Annotated in this window: 16 protein-coding genes; 4 read left to right on the forward strand and 12 right to left on the reverse strand. The window is 59.7% G+C overall.

Annotated elements, in window-relative coordinates; translation table 11 throughout:
* Nucleotides 1-229 precede the first annotated feature (229 nt).
* From ytxC to FOI68_RS03320, 4 genes are all read right to left on the reverse strand, one after another.
* Nucleotides 230-1,150: a putative sporulation protein YtxC gene (gene ytxC, locus FOI68_RS03305; RefSeq protein WP_143862319.1), complete on the reverse strand. Its 921-nt coding sequence runs from the start codon at nucleotides 1,148-1,150 to the stop codon at nucleotides 230-232.
* A gap of 144 nt (nucleotides 1,151-1,294) precedes the next feature.
* Nucleotides 1,295-2,401: a cyclic dehypoxanthinyl futalosine synthase gene (mqnC, locus tag FOI68_RS03310; protein WP_029097673.1), complete on the reverse strand. Its 1,107-nt coding sequence runs from the start codon at nucleotides 2,399-2,401 to the stop codon at nucleotides 1,295-1,297.
* 83 nt (nucleotides 2,402-2,484) lie between these two features.
* Complete coding sequence (locus FOI68_RS03315) at nucleotides 2,485-2,703, reverse strand: hypothetical protein (RefSeq protein WP_029097674.1); 219 nt, start codon at nucleotides 2,701-2,703, stop codon at nucleotides 2,485-2,487.
* Between the two features lie 76 nt (nucleotides 2,704-2,779).
* Nucleotides 2,780-3,736, reverse strand: a complete 957-nt coding sequence (locus FOI68_RS03320; RefSeq protein WP_052660222.1) for a spore coat protein — start codon at nucleotides 3,734-3,736, stop codon at nucleotides 2,780-2,782.
* A gap of 316 nt (nucleotides 3,737-4,052) precedes the next feature.
* Here FOI68_RS03320 and FOI68_RS03325 point away from each other — a divergent pair, with 316 nt between their 5' ends.
* The 3 genes from FOI68_RS03325 (at nucleotide 4,053) to gerQ (ending at nucleotide 5,645) form a co-directional block, all read left to right on the forward strand.
* Complete coding sequence (locus tag FOI68_RS03325; protein WP_035300552.1) at nucleotides 4,053-4,616, forward strand: YqaA family protein; 564 nt, start codon at nucleotides 4,053-4,055, stop codon at nucleotides 4,614-4,616.
* A 165-nt stretch (nucleotides 4,617-4,781) separates the two neighbouring features.
* A complete protein-coding gene (locus tag FOI68_RS03330) occupies nucleotides 4,782-5,204 on the forward strand; it encodes a cell wall hydrolase (RefSeq protein WP_044898364.1) in 423 nt (140 codons plus the stop codon).
* A 15-nt stretch (nucleotides 5,205-5,219) separates the two neighbouring features.
* The gene (gene gerQ / locus FOI68_RS03335; protein WP_029097677.1) at nucleotides 5,220-5,645 is read left to right on the forward strand and encodes a spore coat protein GerQ; all 426 of its coding nucleotides are present in this window, start codon (nucleotides 5,220-5,222) and stop codon (nucleotides 5,643-5,645) included.
* Nucleotides 5,646-5,701: 56 nt separating this feature from the next.
* On the opposite strand, the gene FOI68_RS03340 is transcribed toward gerQ, so the two are convergent.
* The 4 genes from FOI68_RS03340 to FOI68_RS03350 all read right to left on the reverse strand — a co-directional run bounded on the left by FOI68_RS03340 (nucleotide 5,702) and on the right by FOI68_RS03350 (nucleotide 7,956).
* The gene (locus FOI68_RS03340) at nucleotides 5,702-6,148 is read right to left on the reverse strand and encodes a PilZ domain-containing protein (RefSeq protein WP_035288582.1); all 447 of its coding nucleotides are present in this window, start codon (nucleotides 6,146-6,148) and stop codon (nucleotides 5,702-5,704) included.
* A gap of 110 nt (nucleotides 6,149-6,258) precedes the next feature.
* Entirely contained in the window at nucleotides 6,259-6,429 is a 171-nt protein-coding gene (locus FOI68_RS23255) for a hypothetical protein (RefSeq protein WP_156110529.1), read from the reverse strand.
* Between the two features lie 203 nt (nucleotides 6,430-6,632).
* Nucleotides 6,633-7,277, reverse strand: coding sequence for an NUDIX hydrolase (locus FOI68_RS03345; protein WP_143862320.1), 645 nt, complete (start codon nucleotides 7,275-7,277; stop codon nucleotides 6,633-6,635).
* A gap of 37 nt (nucleotides 7,278-7,314) precedes the next feature.
* A complete protein-coding gene (locus FOI68_RS03350) occupies nucleotides 7,315-7,956 on the reverse strand; it encodes a LysE family translocator (protein WP_044898362.1) in 642 nt (213 codons plus the stop codon).
* 290 nt (nucleotides 7,957-8,246) lie between these two features.
* Between FOI68_RS03350 and FOI68_RS03355 the strand changes: the two genes are divergently transcribed.
* Nucleotides 8,247-8,789 carry a hypothetical protein gene (locus FOI68_RS03355; RefSeq protein ID WP_255433352.1) on the forward strand — a complete coding sequence of 181 codons (543 nt, stop codon included), beginning with the start codon at nucleotides 8,247-8,249 and terminating at the stop codon, nucleotides 8,787-8,789.
* Here FOI68_RS03355 and FOI68_RS03360 read toward each other — a convergent pair.
* The 4 genes from FOI68_RS03360 to FOI68_RS03375 all read right to left on the reverse strand — a co-directional run bounded on the left by FOI68_RS03360 (nucleotide 8,784) and on the right by FOI68_RS03375 (nucleotide 14,402).
* Nucleotides 8,784-9,740 (reverse strand): Gfo/Idh/MocA family protein, encoded by a 957-nt coding sequence (locus tag FOI68_RS03360; RefSeq protein ID WP_044898361.1) that lies wholly within the window; start codon nucleotides 9,738-9,740, stop codon nucleotides 8,784-8,786. The two genes, FOI68_RS03355 and FOI68_RS03360, sit on opposite strands and share 6 nt — an antisense overlap.
* A gap of 241 nt (nucleotides 9,741-9,981) precedes the next feature.
* Entirely contained in the window at nucleotides 9,982-11,250 is a 1,269-nt protein-coding gene (locus FOI68_RS03365; protein ID WP_143862321.1) for a cation:dicarboxylate symporter family transporter, read from the reverse strand.
* 403 nt (nucleotides 11,251-11,653) lie between these two features.
* Nucleotides 11,654-12,994 (reverse strand): (Fe-S)-binding protein, encoded by a 1,341-nt coding sequence (locus tag FOI68_RS03370; RefSeq protein WP_143862322.1) that lies wholly within the window; start codon nucleotides 12,992-12,994, stop codon nucleotides 11,654-11,656.
* Nucleotides 12,981-14,402, reverse strand: a complete 1,422-nt coding sequence (locus FOI68_RS03375; RefSeq protein ID WP_143862323.1) for an FAD-linked oxidase C-terminal domain-containing protein — start codon at nucleotides 14,400-14,402, stop codon at nucleotides 12,981-12,983. The genes FOI68_RS03370 and FOI68_RS03375 overlap by 14 nt, the downstream gene beginning before the upstream one ends.
* Nucleotides 14,403-14,421 lie beyond the last annotated feature (19 nt).

Raw genomic sequence — 14,421 nt, forward strand, 5'->3', positions numbered from 1 at the left:
GACCCATCCTCCATGCGGACGAAAGCCGAATCCTTCCTTGCCATAACGGTATGCCCGGCGAGCCGATACTGGAAGCGCGTGGCTTCGTTCCCGGCCGCTACTCGAAGGGGGTGGAGCGATACGCGTCCGCAGCGGGCTTCCAGCCAGCGGCCCGCCTCTCTGGAGCGACGTGGATATCGTCCATGTCCTTCTCATCGTATTTCAACACATCTGTAGTTGTTGTCTGTCATTATAGTGGAGTTGGCTTGTGTCCGTCAAGTGCGCGTCTGCCCGCCAGGCAAAGCGAACAGGAATGGCACGTCATCACCTTGCCGTCAAAGATGCTGTGGATCGTCTGGATCAAGGCGGGCCTGTCCTGTACCAGATGCAGCACGACGCGCTCCGGAGCAAGCGTCACCAGCGCGCTCACCAGGTAGTCCTCTTCGCGGCTGTTCTGCTCGCCGATGCTGAAGACGGCATCGAGCTGTTCCAGCCGCAGCCGTTGGCCGTGCTTGTCATAGAGGAGGAACGGTTTGTCCACACTAGGAACGACGTGAACCACTTCCTGTTTGGTCTCCTGCGCGGCGATAAAGTACCGCAGCAGATCGACAAATTCCTGGTACTGCTTGTCTTCCAGATAATCGTCCAGACCGGTTTCCACCAGTTCAAACAGTTCGTTCCAATGCTCCTGCAGACGGAAGCGGACGAAGCCGAGCACATTCAGCTCCCGCTCCTCTTCCAGAAAGGCGAACACTTTGCGGTAGACGGCCGCCTTGCGGGCAGTAGCCTGGAGCAGGTCCGTGCCGCCTTCTTCCTGGTCTTGACAGATCCGCTGCACATAGGGAAGAATGAACGGCCACTCCTCTTCCAGCGCTTCCGCTTCCAGCAGGTCGGCGGCGATCTCCTCCAGCACTTCCGGCTCCTTGACCCGGAGGACCCATTCGGCCACCGCCAGGGAAACAAACGCCCGGGCCCACTCGATCGTCTCCGCGTTGTACTCCTCGGCGGACCAGCTCCGAAAGTGGAACAAGCGGTACTCGCCCTGCTCCCGTTCCCTGTATGTAATGCGCACCGGCTCCGTGTTGACCCGCTCCTTCAGCTCGGTCACGATGGAGCGAAAGGCGTCACAATGCGCAGGGACATTTTCCAGCCACACGGCAAAACTCTGCATATCCATCCCCCCATCCGCAGTGTAGTTACAGTATATGTCCCGCCTGGGGCGATATACTTTTAAACGGATGGAAACAGGGGGAAGGCTCGCTTGCGCAAAAAAACACGAAGCCGTTGCGGCTCCGTGTTTTTTCTGTCCGATCGGTCAATTCTGCATGACAAAGTCGCGCTCCGCCATCTCCCCTTCGCGGAAGACGCGCAGGATTTCGTAGCGCGTATTGCGCTGCGCGGGGATTTTGCCCGCCTCGCGGATGAGCTGCAGGATCAGGTTGGTGTTCACCTTGTAGGTGCATGCGGCGGCGGAAACGACGTTCTCCTCCATCATGGTCGAGCCGAAGTCGTTGCAGCCGTAAGAGAGCGACAGCTTGCCGATCTCCGGTCCCATCGTCACCCAGGACGACTGGAAGTTTGCGATGTTGTCCAGCATCAGGCGGCTGATCGCCAGCGTCTTCAGGTATTCCTCCGGGGTGTTGTTGACCGCCTTCATGTTGGTGTTTTCCGGCTGGAACGTCCAGACGATGAAGGCCGTGAAGCCCTTGGTCTCGTCCTGCGCCTCGCGGATGCGCATCAGCGAGAGCACGCGTTCTTCCATCTCCTCGCCAAAGCCGATCACCATCGTCGCCGTACCCGGCAGGCCGACGCGGTGGGCCGCCTTTTGCGTCTCGATCCACTCTTTCCAGGAACCCTTCAGGCGGGAAATCTTGCGCCGCGTGCGGTCGTCCAGGATCTCGCCGCCCGCTCCCGGCAGCGAGTCGAGGCCGGCTTCCTTCAACTGCCTCAGCACTTCTTCCACAGGCAGGCCGGACACCTGCGCCATTTTTTGCACTTCCGCGGTGGAAAACGAGTGCATCGTGATCTGCGGGAAGCGCTTTTTGATGTTTCGCAGCAGATCCAGGTAGTACTCAAACGGCAGGTCCGGGTTGGTGCCGCCCTGCATCAGGATTTCCGTGCCGCCCACGTCCACCGTCTCCTGAATTTTTTGGTAGATCACTTCGTTGGGCAGCACGTACCCTTCCTTGGAACCCGGCGGCCGGTAAAAGGCACAGAACCGGCAGTAGGTGTCGCACACGTTGGTGTAGTTGATATTGCGCCCGATGACAAACGTGGTGATCGGCTCCGGATGCCACTTCTTCATGACCAGGTCGGCGTAGTGGCCCATTTTTTCAATCTCGTCACTCGCAAACAGGGCGAGGCCGTCTTCCAGGCCGAGGCGTTCGCCGGCGAGCGCCCGCTCCAAAATCTTATCGATCAAAAGGATCACTCCTTCTACACTGCGTCCACGATTCATGGTAACACAAAAAAGCAACCCTGCCTATTGGCAAGGTTGCGTCAACTCTATTCGAAGCCGATTTCCTCGTACACTTCCGGTTCCCAGTAAATGACCGACTGGGCGAGCGGCAGATTCATCTCCCGCGCGCCGTTTGGCTTTCCATTAAAATAGATAATCTCCGTGACGGCCACACGGTCCCCGCGGACGTCTATTTCCCCTTTCAGCTCCAGGGTTGTCCCATCCGGTGCATAGTAGATGACTTTCCCCGATCCCAGCGTTTTCATCGGTACCTCCCGTTGTATGGACTGTACCTCTATAGTAGTAGACAATCTTTCCCATCGTCAACGTCCGATCTGGAACTTATTGACCAACCGACGAATCGGGAGGCGTATCCTTTTTGCGCCTTTTTGCCTGCCGCTCCTCCGTTTCACGGGACATTTCTCCCGTCAGATCCGCCGTCATCGCGGCGTCCTGTCCGGCGATCATCGCCGTTTCGCCTGCCGGTACGCCGGCATGCTCCTGACGATAGGCGGAGGAGGAAAATATCTGGCTGGCATTGACCGGCTGGCCCGCCGCTCCGCCGGCATGCAGGGACGACGGCGGCGGCGTCTGCTGCACGGCGGCCACTCCGGGATCGACCGCATTCGTCAGCACGCTGTCGACGGCCGGCCGGGTCTGCGGCTGGACGGACGCGAAGGGCGGAACCTGCTCGGACATCGCCATCTGTCCGTCCACGGCTGCCGGCTGATAGCCGCGCAGCAGTTGGGCGCTCGTCTCCTCCCGCAGCGTCGCCAGCGGATAGTAGCCCTTCCGCTGCATATACCGCCACACGTCGTAGGCCTGCTGGGCGCAGTTGACCGCCCCTTGCAGGAGCATGCCGCGCAGGTGCGGATGGGCCGCCTCCAGCGCCGCGGCCATTTTCGCTTTGGCCCCCGCCTTGTGCAGGCCGAGCACGGCTGACGCCACATCGTGATCGTCCATCTGATCCGGGTGGGCATTGGGCTGGTGAGAAGCGGCCTGCTGTGGAGCCGCTGGCGGTTGGGCCGCGGCGGACGATGGTGGGGCCTGCGTCCGCCACGCCTGCGTGCTGGGCCGGTACGGCAGGCTGTCGCCCGCTCCCAGCCCGTGTACCGTATGTACCATGCTGTTGTATTCGTTTTGCATGAACTGCATCTGGTAGCCGACAAGCTGGGCCAGTTCCGGGTCGCGGATATAGGGAGTGTACAACTGCATCGTGTTCAGCGCGTCGATCGCGCAGGTGAGCGCCTCGTGCAGTTCCATCACTTCATGGGCTCCGTACGGATGAGGTTGCATCATGACGGTTTCCTCCTTTTTTCCAAATCCCTAACAGTATGTCCGAAACGGCCAGCGGATAGAAGCGCACGAGAAAAACACAAAGGTTTCCGGAAAATGGAGGGTAACCTTTCGGCGTCAGCCACGTAATACCTTGTCGGAAAAGCATGGCTGCACCGCACCAAAAATCATTCTGTCTGGAGAGAGCCTGTCATAGGATATAACTACAGAAACCCTTCTGTTTCCTGTATAATGAAGAAAAACGCCGGATGAAGTCCTTTCGCAGAAGCTGGTTCTTCTCAAAGCGACAGACGAGGAAAACCTCCTGAAGGAGACGCTCATGTTCGAACAAATTACGCACATCTTTATGCAGTACGGCATATGGGGATTGTTTGGCCTCGCCTTTCTGGACTCGTTTATCGTGCCTGTCCCGCCCTTTTTTCTGCAAATCGGGATGAGCCTGATCGATCCCGCTTCCGCCATGCGGTACGCCACCGTCGCGTTTACCGGTTCCATCCTCGGGGCGCCGGTGGGCTACATGCTGGGCAAATGGCTGGGCAAACCGCTCTTGCAAAAGCTGCTTCCTGAGAAGTGGACGGCGATGGCGACGGAGCAATTTGCCAAGAATGGCGATGCCGCCGTATTGATCGGTTCGTTTACGCCCATTCCGTTCAAAGTCTTTACCATTTTGAGCGGCGTGTTCAACTACTCGCTGACGAAGCTGATGCTGTTTGCCATCCTGGGACGCGGCATCAAGTTTTTCCTCATCGGGTTGTTGTTCCACCTCTACGGCAAACATGCCAAGGTGCTGCTGGACAACTACCTGGAGGTGACCGTGCTCGGAATCGGCGCCCTGGTGGCCATTGTCTGGCTAATTTGGAAAAAGCGGAAAAAATCGGCGTAACCGCCGCTACCCGGCGTGAAAAGCAAGACGCGCCTCGCAGAGCTGCTGCGAGGCGCGTCTTTTTGCTACGGGGCATGGCAGCGCCGACAAAAAAATGGCGGGACATTCACCTACCGGCGCGCCGTCCGTATATTGTAAGTGTGAGTTTTCGGAGGAGGTGAAGCAATGGCCGTAATTAAAGCGAACAGCAGGGATGTAGACATGCTGGCAAGACTGATGCGCGCCGAAGCGGAAGGCGAAGGGGTCCTGGGCATGCTGATGGTCGGCAACGTCGGCGTCAACCGCATCCTCGCCAACTGCCTTGACTTTCGCGGCATCCGCACGATGAGCCAGATGGTGTTCCAATCGCCTGGCGGCTTCGAAGCGGTGCAAAAGCCGTACTTTTACCAGCGCGCCCGGGACAAGGAAAGGCGATTGGCCAGACGCAACATCAACGGCGAACGGCAGCACCCTGCCTCAAACGCGCTGTGGTTCTTCCGGCCGGCCGGAAACTGTCCGCCCCAGTGGTATAATCAACGAAATGCAGGACGCTTCAAAGCGCACTGCTTCTTTGTACCTACCCCGCAAGATTGTCCACGAGTTTACTAAAGGAGAGAGTTCATCATGAGCCAGCAATTTCCTTACCCGCCTTATGCGAATCCGTATGTCGATCCGTATGCGTCGCCGTCTTATCCGTATCCGACGGCACAGCAGCAGCAGGTGATGCCGATGCCGATGCCGCCCAGCGGGTCCTTCATCCCCGGAACGCCGTTGGCGCCGGGGCAGTTCGTAGAGGAGTCCTACATCGAGAACATCCTCCGCTTGAATCTGGGCAAAGTAATCACCGTCTACCAAACGTTCGAGAACAACACCCAATGGAACGCCAAAATCTTCCGGGGCCGCCTGGAAGCCGCGGGACGCGATCACATCATCCTCAGCGATCCGCAAACGGGCAGACGCTATCTGCTGCTGATGGTCAACACGGACTACATCACAACGGACGAAGAGCTGAACTACGTGCCGCCGGCGCTGCCGCCCACCGCTCGGTAAATAGGTCGACCGTCCGACCAATAACCTCATCCGCCTGGGATGAGGTTTTGGCGTGTTCACATCCACTGCTCCTCCATCAAGCGGATCGCGGTCAGGTACTCCCTTCTGTCCCCCTGCAAAAACGAACCGTCGGGCAGCGCCCCTTTCTGCCTCAGGCGGATGGCCAAGCGATTGACCACCCGGTTGATTTCCCGGTGCACCGCTTCTTCCATCGTCAATTTGACCGCGTACTCGTTGATCCCGACGTCCCACTGCGCGCTGCGCACGATGTGTCCGTACATCTGCAGGCACTGCGAAAACACTTCCGTGTCAAACTGCAGGACGAGCTGATCGTGGACGGGCAGCTTCAGGTGGGTCAGAAAGCGAAGCCCGCCGCCGCTGATGTCTTCAATCAGCACTTTGGTGCTGCCGACTTCCAGCGTCTTTCCTTTGATCATGACGATGGTCATGTCCGCGCACAGAGGCGGGTCCAGTTTCAGACGGAAATATTCCCGTTGTTGCATAGTGACGCAGCGATCCACGACGTTCACCCCTGCTTGGCGGTATGAAAGCGATCATGTCAGACATCCTCTGCCGACGTACAGGAAAAGAGCGCCGATGAGCCGGCGCTTCTTTACTTTTTCTTTGTCGGGTAGTGCATGTCCTGCAGCGTAAGCGGAAACTTTTCCCACAACTGGTTCTTGTCGTGTATGATCGAATCGCGACGGATCAACCGCAAGAGGAGTTCCACCACGCCCCACACAATGAGCATGAAAAAGAAAAAGACGTATAACGAAGCCCACACGCTGCATTCCCCCTCCCATTTAGTACCACTATATGGGAGGGCAGCACAGATGATGCCCGGAAGCGATCCTGTTTGGCACCATTTCCTACATGATTCGTTATAGGTCATACGCAGGGATAAATCAAGCCTTGTTGGGCCTTCCCAGCCGGTGCCGAACCGGCCCCGGTCAAAAGCCGTTGTGGGGATGGAAGTCTCCCGTACGTTCAGAACGCCCCGTCTTCCGCACCCGCAGCCAACCGTTTCACGGCGGCAAACACGGTCCGGTAGTAGCTCTCCTCATGGGCGACAAAATCGGCTTTGTGGGCTTCCAGGACGATCCGTGAAGCGGTCCCGTCCGCCCGCCATCGGAGCCCCTCTGCCCGAACGGCGGGGATTTCGCCCCGAAAGAGTCGAACGGCCTCTTCCAGCTCCACCCAAAACAGACCGGTCAATTCCTCCTGTTGAATCCGGTAGCGCTCCAGCGGCTGATTGCACTCGTACGCGTAGACGTGGCACAGTTCCTTGTCGACAATTCCTGGCTCGACGGATACGTCCCTGACCATGCCGATGGGATGCAGCCGCTCGTACGGCACAGACAGGCCCAGTTCTTCTTCCAGTTCACGGACCCCGTCCCGCGGCTCTTCACCGGCGAGCAGGTGGCCGGCGGAAGTAATGTCCAGCTTGTCGGGCGAGGTGTCCTTTGCCGGATGCCGTTTTTGAAACAAGAGGAAGACGCGCTGGCCGTCCCGGCGATAAATCCAGCAGTGAAACGTCCTGTGCCAGTATCCGCAGCGGTGGACCTCGCCGCGCGGGGCCGCTCCGGTGTGCTGGCCGGATTCGTCGTAGATGTCAAGCATTTCGTCGTTCACGTTTTCTCACCCGTTTTCGCTCAGACTTGTCTCGGCCTTACAACAGCGTACGGCAGCCGTCCAGGAACACCTTGCCCGCAAAAAACAGGAAGAGCAGCGCGGACAAGAGGGAGAACCCGCGAACCAGGCGCGGTCCCAGCCATTTTCCTCCCTGACTGGACACCCCTGCCATAAACAGCGACCAGAGGACGGAAGCCGTGAAAAATCCGGAAAAGAACAAAAACAGCGAACTGGCTGAATGGCCCTGGGAGGCCGCGATCACGCTTCCGCCGACCGTGGCGAACCAGAGAATGGCCGAGGGCGAAGCGAGCGCAAGCCCCAATCCCCAGGTGAAATCCTTCCAGCCTTGGCGGTGTTCCGGTTCTTGTCCGCTCCGCTCGTCCAGATCAATTATTTTCGGACGGCGAAACTCCCTGATCATGCTCCAGGCCATCGAGAGGAGGATAACCGTCCCGCCGAGCCACAATCCCCAGCGGACATAGAGATTGTTCATCAACAGCGACATGCCTGCCATGGACAGCAGCGCGTAGAAGAGATCGCCGAAGCTGGAACCGGCTCCGATCAGAAAGGACGGAAGCATTCCCCGCTGAACACCGGCCCGCAAAATCGCGACGTTGACAATCCCCAGATCCAGGCAGAGGGAAAGCGACAGGAAAAACCCGGATACAAACCAACTCATCGAAAGATCCCTCTCCCCCTTTCAAGTCAGCTAAACTGACAATATTCTGACATAAAATGAAAAGGGTGTCGAGTCTGTTCGGCCATCCCGAACACGTCCCCGGCAGCGTCCAGGTCCGCATCCAGCCCAAGGGCCGCGCCGGCCGGAAGCGGTAGTCGCCGCTCCGCTCTTTGCCGCGCCGCTCTTTTCGCCCCGCCGATCCGTTCGTCATCAGGCAGGAATGATCGGGCCGATTGGTGAACAAGGAGAAGAGATGCATCGGACACGCCGCACAAAAGGAGGCTGTTATCATGGCACACGTCAAACTGTCACAGTGGGAAGCGATTTCGCTTGAGGTACTGCGCGCGCACGGGACAGAGGATCAGGAGATCATTGACCGGTTCAAAAGCGGAGATATCCGCCCGTTCCAACAAATCGAAGACGGCCGCTTTGATTTCGCGCATCTTCTCGATCTGTCCCAAAGCCAATGGGACCTGTTTGAGCGGGCCGTCCGCGACGGCTATCAGATCAAATTTTCCACGTTCAACGGAATCAAAACCCTGCTCTCCCTGAAGTTTCAGCAGCAGGCAGAGCGCGACTACGCGGTTCATGAAGATTATCTGGAGCGAGTCAGGCTGAAACGGGCGGACGTCGAGTGGCTCCGCTCGACGATCTCCCCCAATTGGCAAATCATGAACGGAACGGCGGCCGGACACGGACGAGGTGGCGATCACCATCGCTTTGGCCCGGCCGTGACGCCTCCGCGTCGAAATAAAGCGAGCACTTCCGGAACGGAAGTGCTCTTTTCCTGCAGCCGGGGGCCCGCCCGGACATTCGGGTGCGGCGTCTTATGACAAATCCAGCAGGGCGTCCAGCACGTTTTGCACCTCCACCCCCGTCTCAAATCCGATCAGTCTGGCTTCGCGGCCATCCAGGGCGGCGGCCAGCTCGTCCAGCAGTTGATGCAGCCGATTTTCATCAGGGAGCGGCACTTCGGCAAGGGGCTCGCCTCGACCGCCTGCCAGGAGCGTGCCCCAGTTGACCACGGAGAGGGTGCCTTCCGTCCCGTAGACGGTGTACGACAAATGCTCCTGGCGGGCAATCCCGCTCAACCCGTTGATCGTCACCGGCGTCCCGTCTTCCACCTGCAGCAGGGCGCTCACGCCCACCTCGCAGGCCAGCGGGTCGGCGGGGTATTCCACGTCGGAACGGACGACCCGCAGCCGCCCAAACAGCGATTGCGTGAGATGGAGAAAGTGCGGCAGGACTTCCCGGATGAATCCGCCCTGTTCGCGGCCGGAGAGCCACGCCGTCTGCTGCCACGGACGGGGCCACTGGTGAAAATGGGTGACGATGTCGATCCGCCTGATGGTGCCCAGCGCCTCAAGCCGCCGTTTCAGCTCGGCATAGACGGGGCGGTAGTAGAGCGGAAAGTGCATGGCGTGGATCACCCCGGCCGCCCTTGCCGCCCGCAGCATCTCCTCCGCCTCCTTCGTCGTGTTGGCGAGCGGCTTTTCGCACAGGAGATGCCGGCCCGACGCCAGCACGTCCAGCGCGATCGGATGATGGAACTTGGGGGGAACGGCGAGATACACCAGATCCAGCCCTTCCCGGGCCAGCAGTTCGCGGTGATCGGTGTGCCACGAGGCTCCTCCCGCGTGTCGTGCCGCTTCTTTTGCCCGGTCGGGGGAGACGTCCGCGACGGCTGTCAGGCAAAACCGCTCGTGTGAACAGAGGGCGTTCATCATGCGCTCTCCCATGACGCCGGCGCCGATCACGCCGACGCTGTACTTGTCTGTTTTCATGTTCTTCCTCCTCGCATGCTGGGTCTGCTGCAGACTGCCAACCCATTCGTCCCTACCCCTTCGGCAGATGACGGCTGCATTCCTGCTGGAGCATCGCCGGCCGCGAAACGTTTTCCGAGCGGCTGGCCCGAACGAAGAGCATCCGCTGCAACATCCTCCGCCTTCGGGCAGGTTTCCCGGGGGTGCCGACACAACAAAAAAGCCCCCCGCAGAAGGCATTCTGCAGGAGGCGTGTAACGCGTTACGCCACTTGTGTCGTGGTTTCACGGATATACTCTTTTGCTTTGTTCTGGTCAAACTGCCCTTCCCAGCGGGAGATGACGACAGCAGCCAGCGAGTTGCCGATGACGTTGACCACCGTGCGGGCCATGTCCAGCAGACGGTCAATCCCGGCGATAAAGGCCAGTCCTTCAAGCGGGATGCCCACCGAACCAAGGGTGGCCAGCAGTACCACAAAGGAGACACCGGGAACGCCGGCGATCCCTTTGGAGGTGACCATCAAGACCAGCACCAGGGTAATCTGCGCGCTGAGCGGCATGTCGATCCCGTACATCTGGGCGATGAACAGGGCCGCCAGCGCCTGGTACAGCGTGGAGCCGTCCAGGTTGAACGAATACCCCGTCGGGATCACGAAAGAGGTGATCGCCTTCGGACAGCCGAGGCGTTCCATCTTTTCCATGATCTTCGGGAGAACCGTCTCGGAGCTGGCCGTGGAGTATGCCAGCAGCAGTTCGTCCTTCAGGATTTTGATCAGGGTGAAGATGGAGATGCTGCTCATGCGGGCGATCACACCCAGCACCGCAACCACGAAGAAGAGCATCGTGGCGTGCACGAGAATCATCAGTTTCCCCAGCGGGACCAGCGACGAGAGACCAAACTTGGAAACGGTTACGCCGATCAGGGCGAATACGCCGAACGGCGCAAATTTCATGATCGCGTTTACCACCCAGAACATGGCGTCGGCCACGCCCTGGAAGAAATTCAGCACCGGCTTTCCTCTCTCTCCGGCCGCCGCTACCCCGAGCCCAAACAGGACGGAGAAGAAGATGATGGCCAGCATGTCCCCTTTGACGATTGCCTCGAAGACGTTTTTCGGTACGATGTTGACAAAAGTCTCAATAAAGCCGTGGCTCTGGGAGGTTTCGGCCGTTTCCACGTACTTGTGGATATCGGTCTTGGTCAATTGGGACATGTCCACCCCGACACCCGGCTGGAACAGGTTGGCTGCCAGCAGACCGACAATAATGGCAATCGTGGTAACGATTTCAAAATACAGAATCGTCTTCCCGCCGATTTTCCCCAGCTTCTTCACGTCGCCCACGCCGGCAACCCCCACGATCAGGGTGGAGATGACGATCGGCACGACGATCATTTTGATCAGCCGGATAAACACGTCGCCAATCGGCTGCAGGAAGGTAGCCACCGCAGGATTCCCGTAGAACAGGGCGCCCACAAGGATACCAAGCACAAGACCAATGACAATTTGAATGGCCAGTCCATATCGTTTCATCCTGACACCTCGCTATCCTTTCTTTATAATCTATATCGCACAAAAAATCGACAAATAATTGTCGAATTTTGTCGATTATCCACACCTATCTTACCAGACACGTCTCGACCGGCTCAATGTGAAAAGATTCCTTCTTTAAAGCGGTTACGTAGGCCTGCAGTCGAAATGAAGCCGTGGATTTTATAGTAACATGAATTTTTCAAAGTCACCGATTTTGTATTCTTTTATATTTTGTTACTATTTTTGATTTTCATATGCCGGGCAGAACATTGTCGAACGATAACGTATGGACTGGCCGTTTCTGTCGTTTCCCGCCGCCTTGCTGAACATGCAAAAGCGATCTGATCGGAACGTGCCGATCCAGACCGCTTTGTTCAGGTTTTCTGCCGCATCCGGCTGTGAATCAGATTTGCGTCACGGCGTCGATGGAAGGGCGCTCCCCTTCCGTTTCCGCGTCGCGCCGCACGCGCGCCAGGAGATCGACGAGGTGCACCGCCTCCATCCGGTCCCCCAGTCCCGCCTGCTCGATGCCCGCTTTCATCTGCAGGAGGCAGCCGGGGTTGGACGTGACCAGAATGTCCGCACGCGTCGCAGCCACGTGGCCCATTTTTTCGTCCAGAATCCGTCCCGCCATGTCCGGCTGCACCAGGTTGTAGATGCCGGCCGAGCCGCAGCAGCGGTCCGCTTCGAACAGCGGGACAAACGTCGCCTCCGGTATGGATTGAAGCAGCTTCACCGGCTCTTTGGTCACCTTCATGCCATTGCGCAAATGACAGGAGGACTGGTAGGTGATGCGCTTGGGCAGCGGCTGCAGAGGGGGCGTCCCCGTCAGCCCGGCCAGCACTTCGCTGATGTCCCGCACGCGCCGGACAAACCAATCCGCGTCTGCCTCCCATGCGGGATCGTGCTCCAGCAAATGGTGGTACTCCTGCAGCAGGGCTCCGCAGCCGCCCGCGTTGGAGACTATCAGCTCCACGTCCGCCTGCTTGAAGGCGGCGATGTTTTGCCTGGCGAGCTGACGCGCCTGCTCCCGCTCCCCGCTGTGGGCGTGGAGCGCTCCGCAGCACGCCTGGCCAGGCGGAATCACCACTTCACATCCGGCATCCGCCAGCAGTGTGACCGTGTTCACATTGGTCTCGTGGAACAGGACGTCCATGATGCAGCCCCGAAACATGCCGACTCGCAGCTTCTTCTCCCCTTTGGCGGGCACGACGGTTCCCATCGCCTCTGTCAATCCCTTTCCCGCCGCTTCAGGGAGAACCGCTTCCATCGTCCGCATCTGCTCGGGCAGGAGGCGAAGCAGGCCCAGCCTGCGAGCCAGCCGCTGCAGGCCGGAGCGCTGGTAGAAGCGGAGCAGCCTGCCGGCGAGGTAGAGGCGGTCCTGTCGCGGAAGGAGCTGGCGAAACGCCAGCCAGCGCAGCAGCCGCACCGGCCACGAATGGACGCGCTCCCGCTCGATCGCTTCCCGCGCCTGCTCAATCAGCTTCCCGTACTTGACCCCGGCCGGACAGACCGGCTCACAGGCGCGGCAGCCCAAACAGAGACTCATCTGGTCGACGACGTCCTGATCCGGCTCCAGGATGCCGTCGGCCACCGCCTTCATCAAGGCGATGCGGCCGCGCGGCGAGGCCGCCTCGTAGCCGGTCTCCCGAAAGGTGGGGCAGGCCGGCTGGCAGAAGCCGCAGCGCATGCAGTTGGACAGTTCCTCGTAATCGAGCGCCGCTTTCCAGTCAGCGCTGTGCATGGTTGACCACCACTCTGTTCCGGCTCTCCCGGGCGAACATTTTGCCCGGATTCAGCAGATTGTTCGGATCAAACGCCCGTTTGATCGCCTTCATCACCTCGACGCCGGCGGCCCCCAGCTTCCACTCCAGATAAGGAGCCTTGACGATGCCCACGCCGTGCTCTCCGGTGATGGTGCCGCCCAGTTCGATTGCAGCGGCGAAAATCTCTTCAAACGCCCGTTCCACCCGTTCGATCTCGTCGGGGTTGCGGGCGTCCGTCATGCAGGTGGGATGCAGGTTGCCGTCCCCGGCGTGGCCAAACGTGCAGATGTGCACGTTGTATGCGGCGGCGATCCGCTGAATCGCTTCCACCATCGGCGTGATCGCGGCGCGCGGTACGGTGGCGTCTTCGAGAATCGTCGTCGGCCTGAGCCGGGAGAGCGCGGCCAGTGCGCTGCGCCGCGCCGTCATCACCTCGTCCGCCTCCTCGGCATTCGTCGCCACCTTTACCTGAACAGCCCGGTTTTGCCGGCAGATGGCGGCGATCTGCTCCACGTCCCGGTCCACCGTTTCCGGGTCTCCGTCCTGTCCGATCAACAGCATGGCGGCCGCGTCCGTCGGCAGGCCAATCCGCTTGAAATCCTCCACCACCCGGAGCGTCCCCTGGTCCATGAACTCCAGCGTCGCCGGAATGATCCGGCTGGCGATGATGTCGGAGACCGTCCGGGCTGCCTCCGTCAGGTTGGCAAACGTCGCCAGCATGACGCGCTGCACGGCTGGTTTGGGAATCAGCTTGAGAATCGCTTCGGTGATCACCGCCAGCGTGCCTTCGCTGCCGACCAGCAGCTTGGTCAGGTCGTATCCGGCCACGTCTTTCATCAGCTTCCCGCCGGTGCGGATCACCTCGCCGTTGGGCAGCACCGCCTCCAGGCCGAGCACGTAATCCTTGGTCGTCCCGTACTTGAGTCCTCGCAAGCCTCCGGAGTTGAGCGCGATGTTCCCCCCGATGGTGGAGACGACCATGCTGCCCGGGTCCGGAGGGTAAAACAGGCCGCGTGCTTCCACCGCCTGATGGATGTCGGACGTGCGCACGCCCGGCTGCACGGTAATCGTCAGATTTTGTTCGTCAATCTCCAGAATGCGGTTCATCCGGTTGAGCACGAGGACGATTCCCCCGCCGACCGGAACCGTTCCCGCGCACAAATTGGAACCGGCTCCCCGCGTGACGACGGGGATGCCCGCTTCCGCCGCCGTCTTGATCACCTGCTGTACTTCCGCCGTGTCTTTGGGCATCACGACCGCGTCCGGCAGCGCCTGGTGCATCGGCGTGGCGTCATAGGAATAGGCGACGAGCGCTTCCGGTCTGTCGAGGCAGTGGGCCTCTCCGACGATCGCCCGCAGCCGGTCTCGCACATGTTGGGGCAGCATGGCCATCCTCCCTCCCGCT

The sequence above is a fragment of the Brevibacillus sp. LEMMJ03 genome, from assembly GCF_007197875.1.
Lineage (GTDB): Bacteria > Bacillota > Bacilli > Brevibacillales > Brevibacillaceae > Brevibacillus > Brevibacillus thermoruber.

Coding starts and splice junctions, on each gene's coding strand:
- ytxC (WP_143862319.1), bottom strand. CDS start 1,150: ATGCAGAGTTTTGCCGTGTGGCTGGAAAATGTCCCTGCGCATTGTGAC.
- FOI68_RS03315 (WP_029097674.1), bottom strand. CDS start 2,703: ATGAAAACGCTGGGATCGGGGAAAGTCATCTACTATGCACCGGATGGG.
- FOI68_RS03320 (WP_052660222.1), bottom strand. CDS start 3,736: ATGATGCAACCTCATCCGTACGGAGCCCATGAAGTGATGGAACTGCAC.
- FOI68_RS03325 (WP_035300552.1), top strand. CDS start 4,053: ATGTTCGAACAAATTACGCACATCTTTATGCAGTACGGCATATGGGGA.
- FOI68_RS03330 (WP_044898364.1), top strand. CDS start 4,782: ATGGCCGTAATTAAAGCGAACAGCAGGGATGTAGACATGCTGGCAAGA.
- gerQ (WP_029097677.1), top strand. CDS start 5,220: ATGAGCCAGCAATTTCCTTACCCGCCTTATGCGAATCCGTATGTCGAT.
- FOI68_RS03340 (WP_035288582.1), bottom strand. CDS start 6,148: ATGCAACAACGGGAATATTTCCGTCTGAAACTGGACCCGCCTCTGTGC.
- FOI68_RS03350 (WP_044898362.1), bottom strand. CDS start 7,956: ATGAGTTGGTTTGTATCCGGGTTTTTCCTGTCGCTTTCCCTCTGCCTG.
- FOI68_RS03355 (WP_255433352.1), top strand. CDS start 8,247: ATGGCACACGTCAAACTGTCACAGTGGGAAGCGATTTCGCTTGAGGTA.
- FOI68_RS03360 (WP_044898361.1), bottom strand. CDS start 9,740: ATGAAAACAGACAAGTACAGCGTCGGCGTGATCGGCGCCGGCGTCATG.
- FOI68_RS03365 (WP_143862321.1), bottom strand. CDS start 11,250: ATGAAACGATATGGACTGGCCATTCAAATTGTCATTGGTCTTGTGCTT.
- FOI68_RS03370 (WP_143862322.1), bottom strand. CDS start 12,994: ATGCACAGCGCTGACTGGAAAGCGGCGCTCGATTACGAGGAACTGTCC.
- FOI68_RS03375 (WP_143862323.1), bottom strand. CDS start 14,402: ATGCTGCCCCAACATGTGCGAGACCGGCTGCGGGCGATCGTCGGAGAG.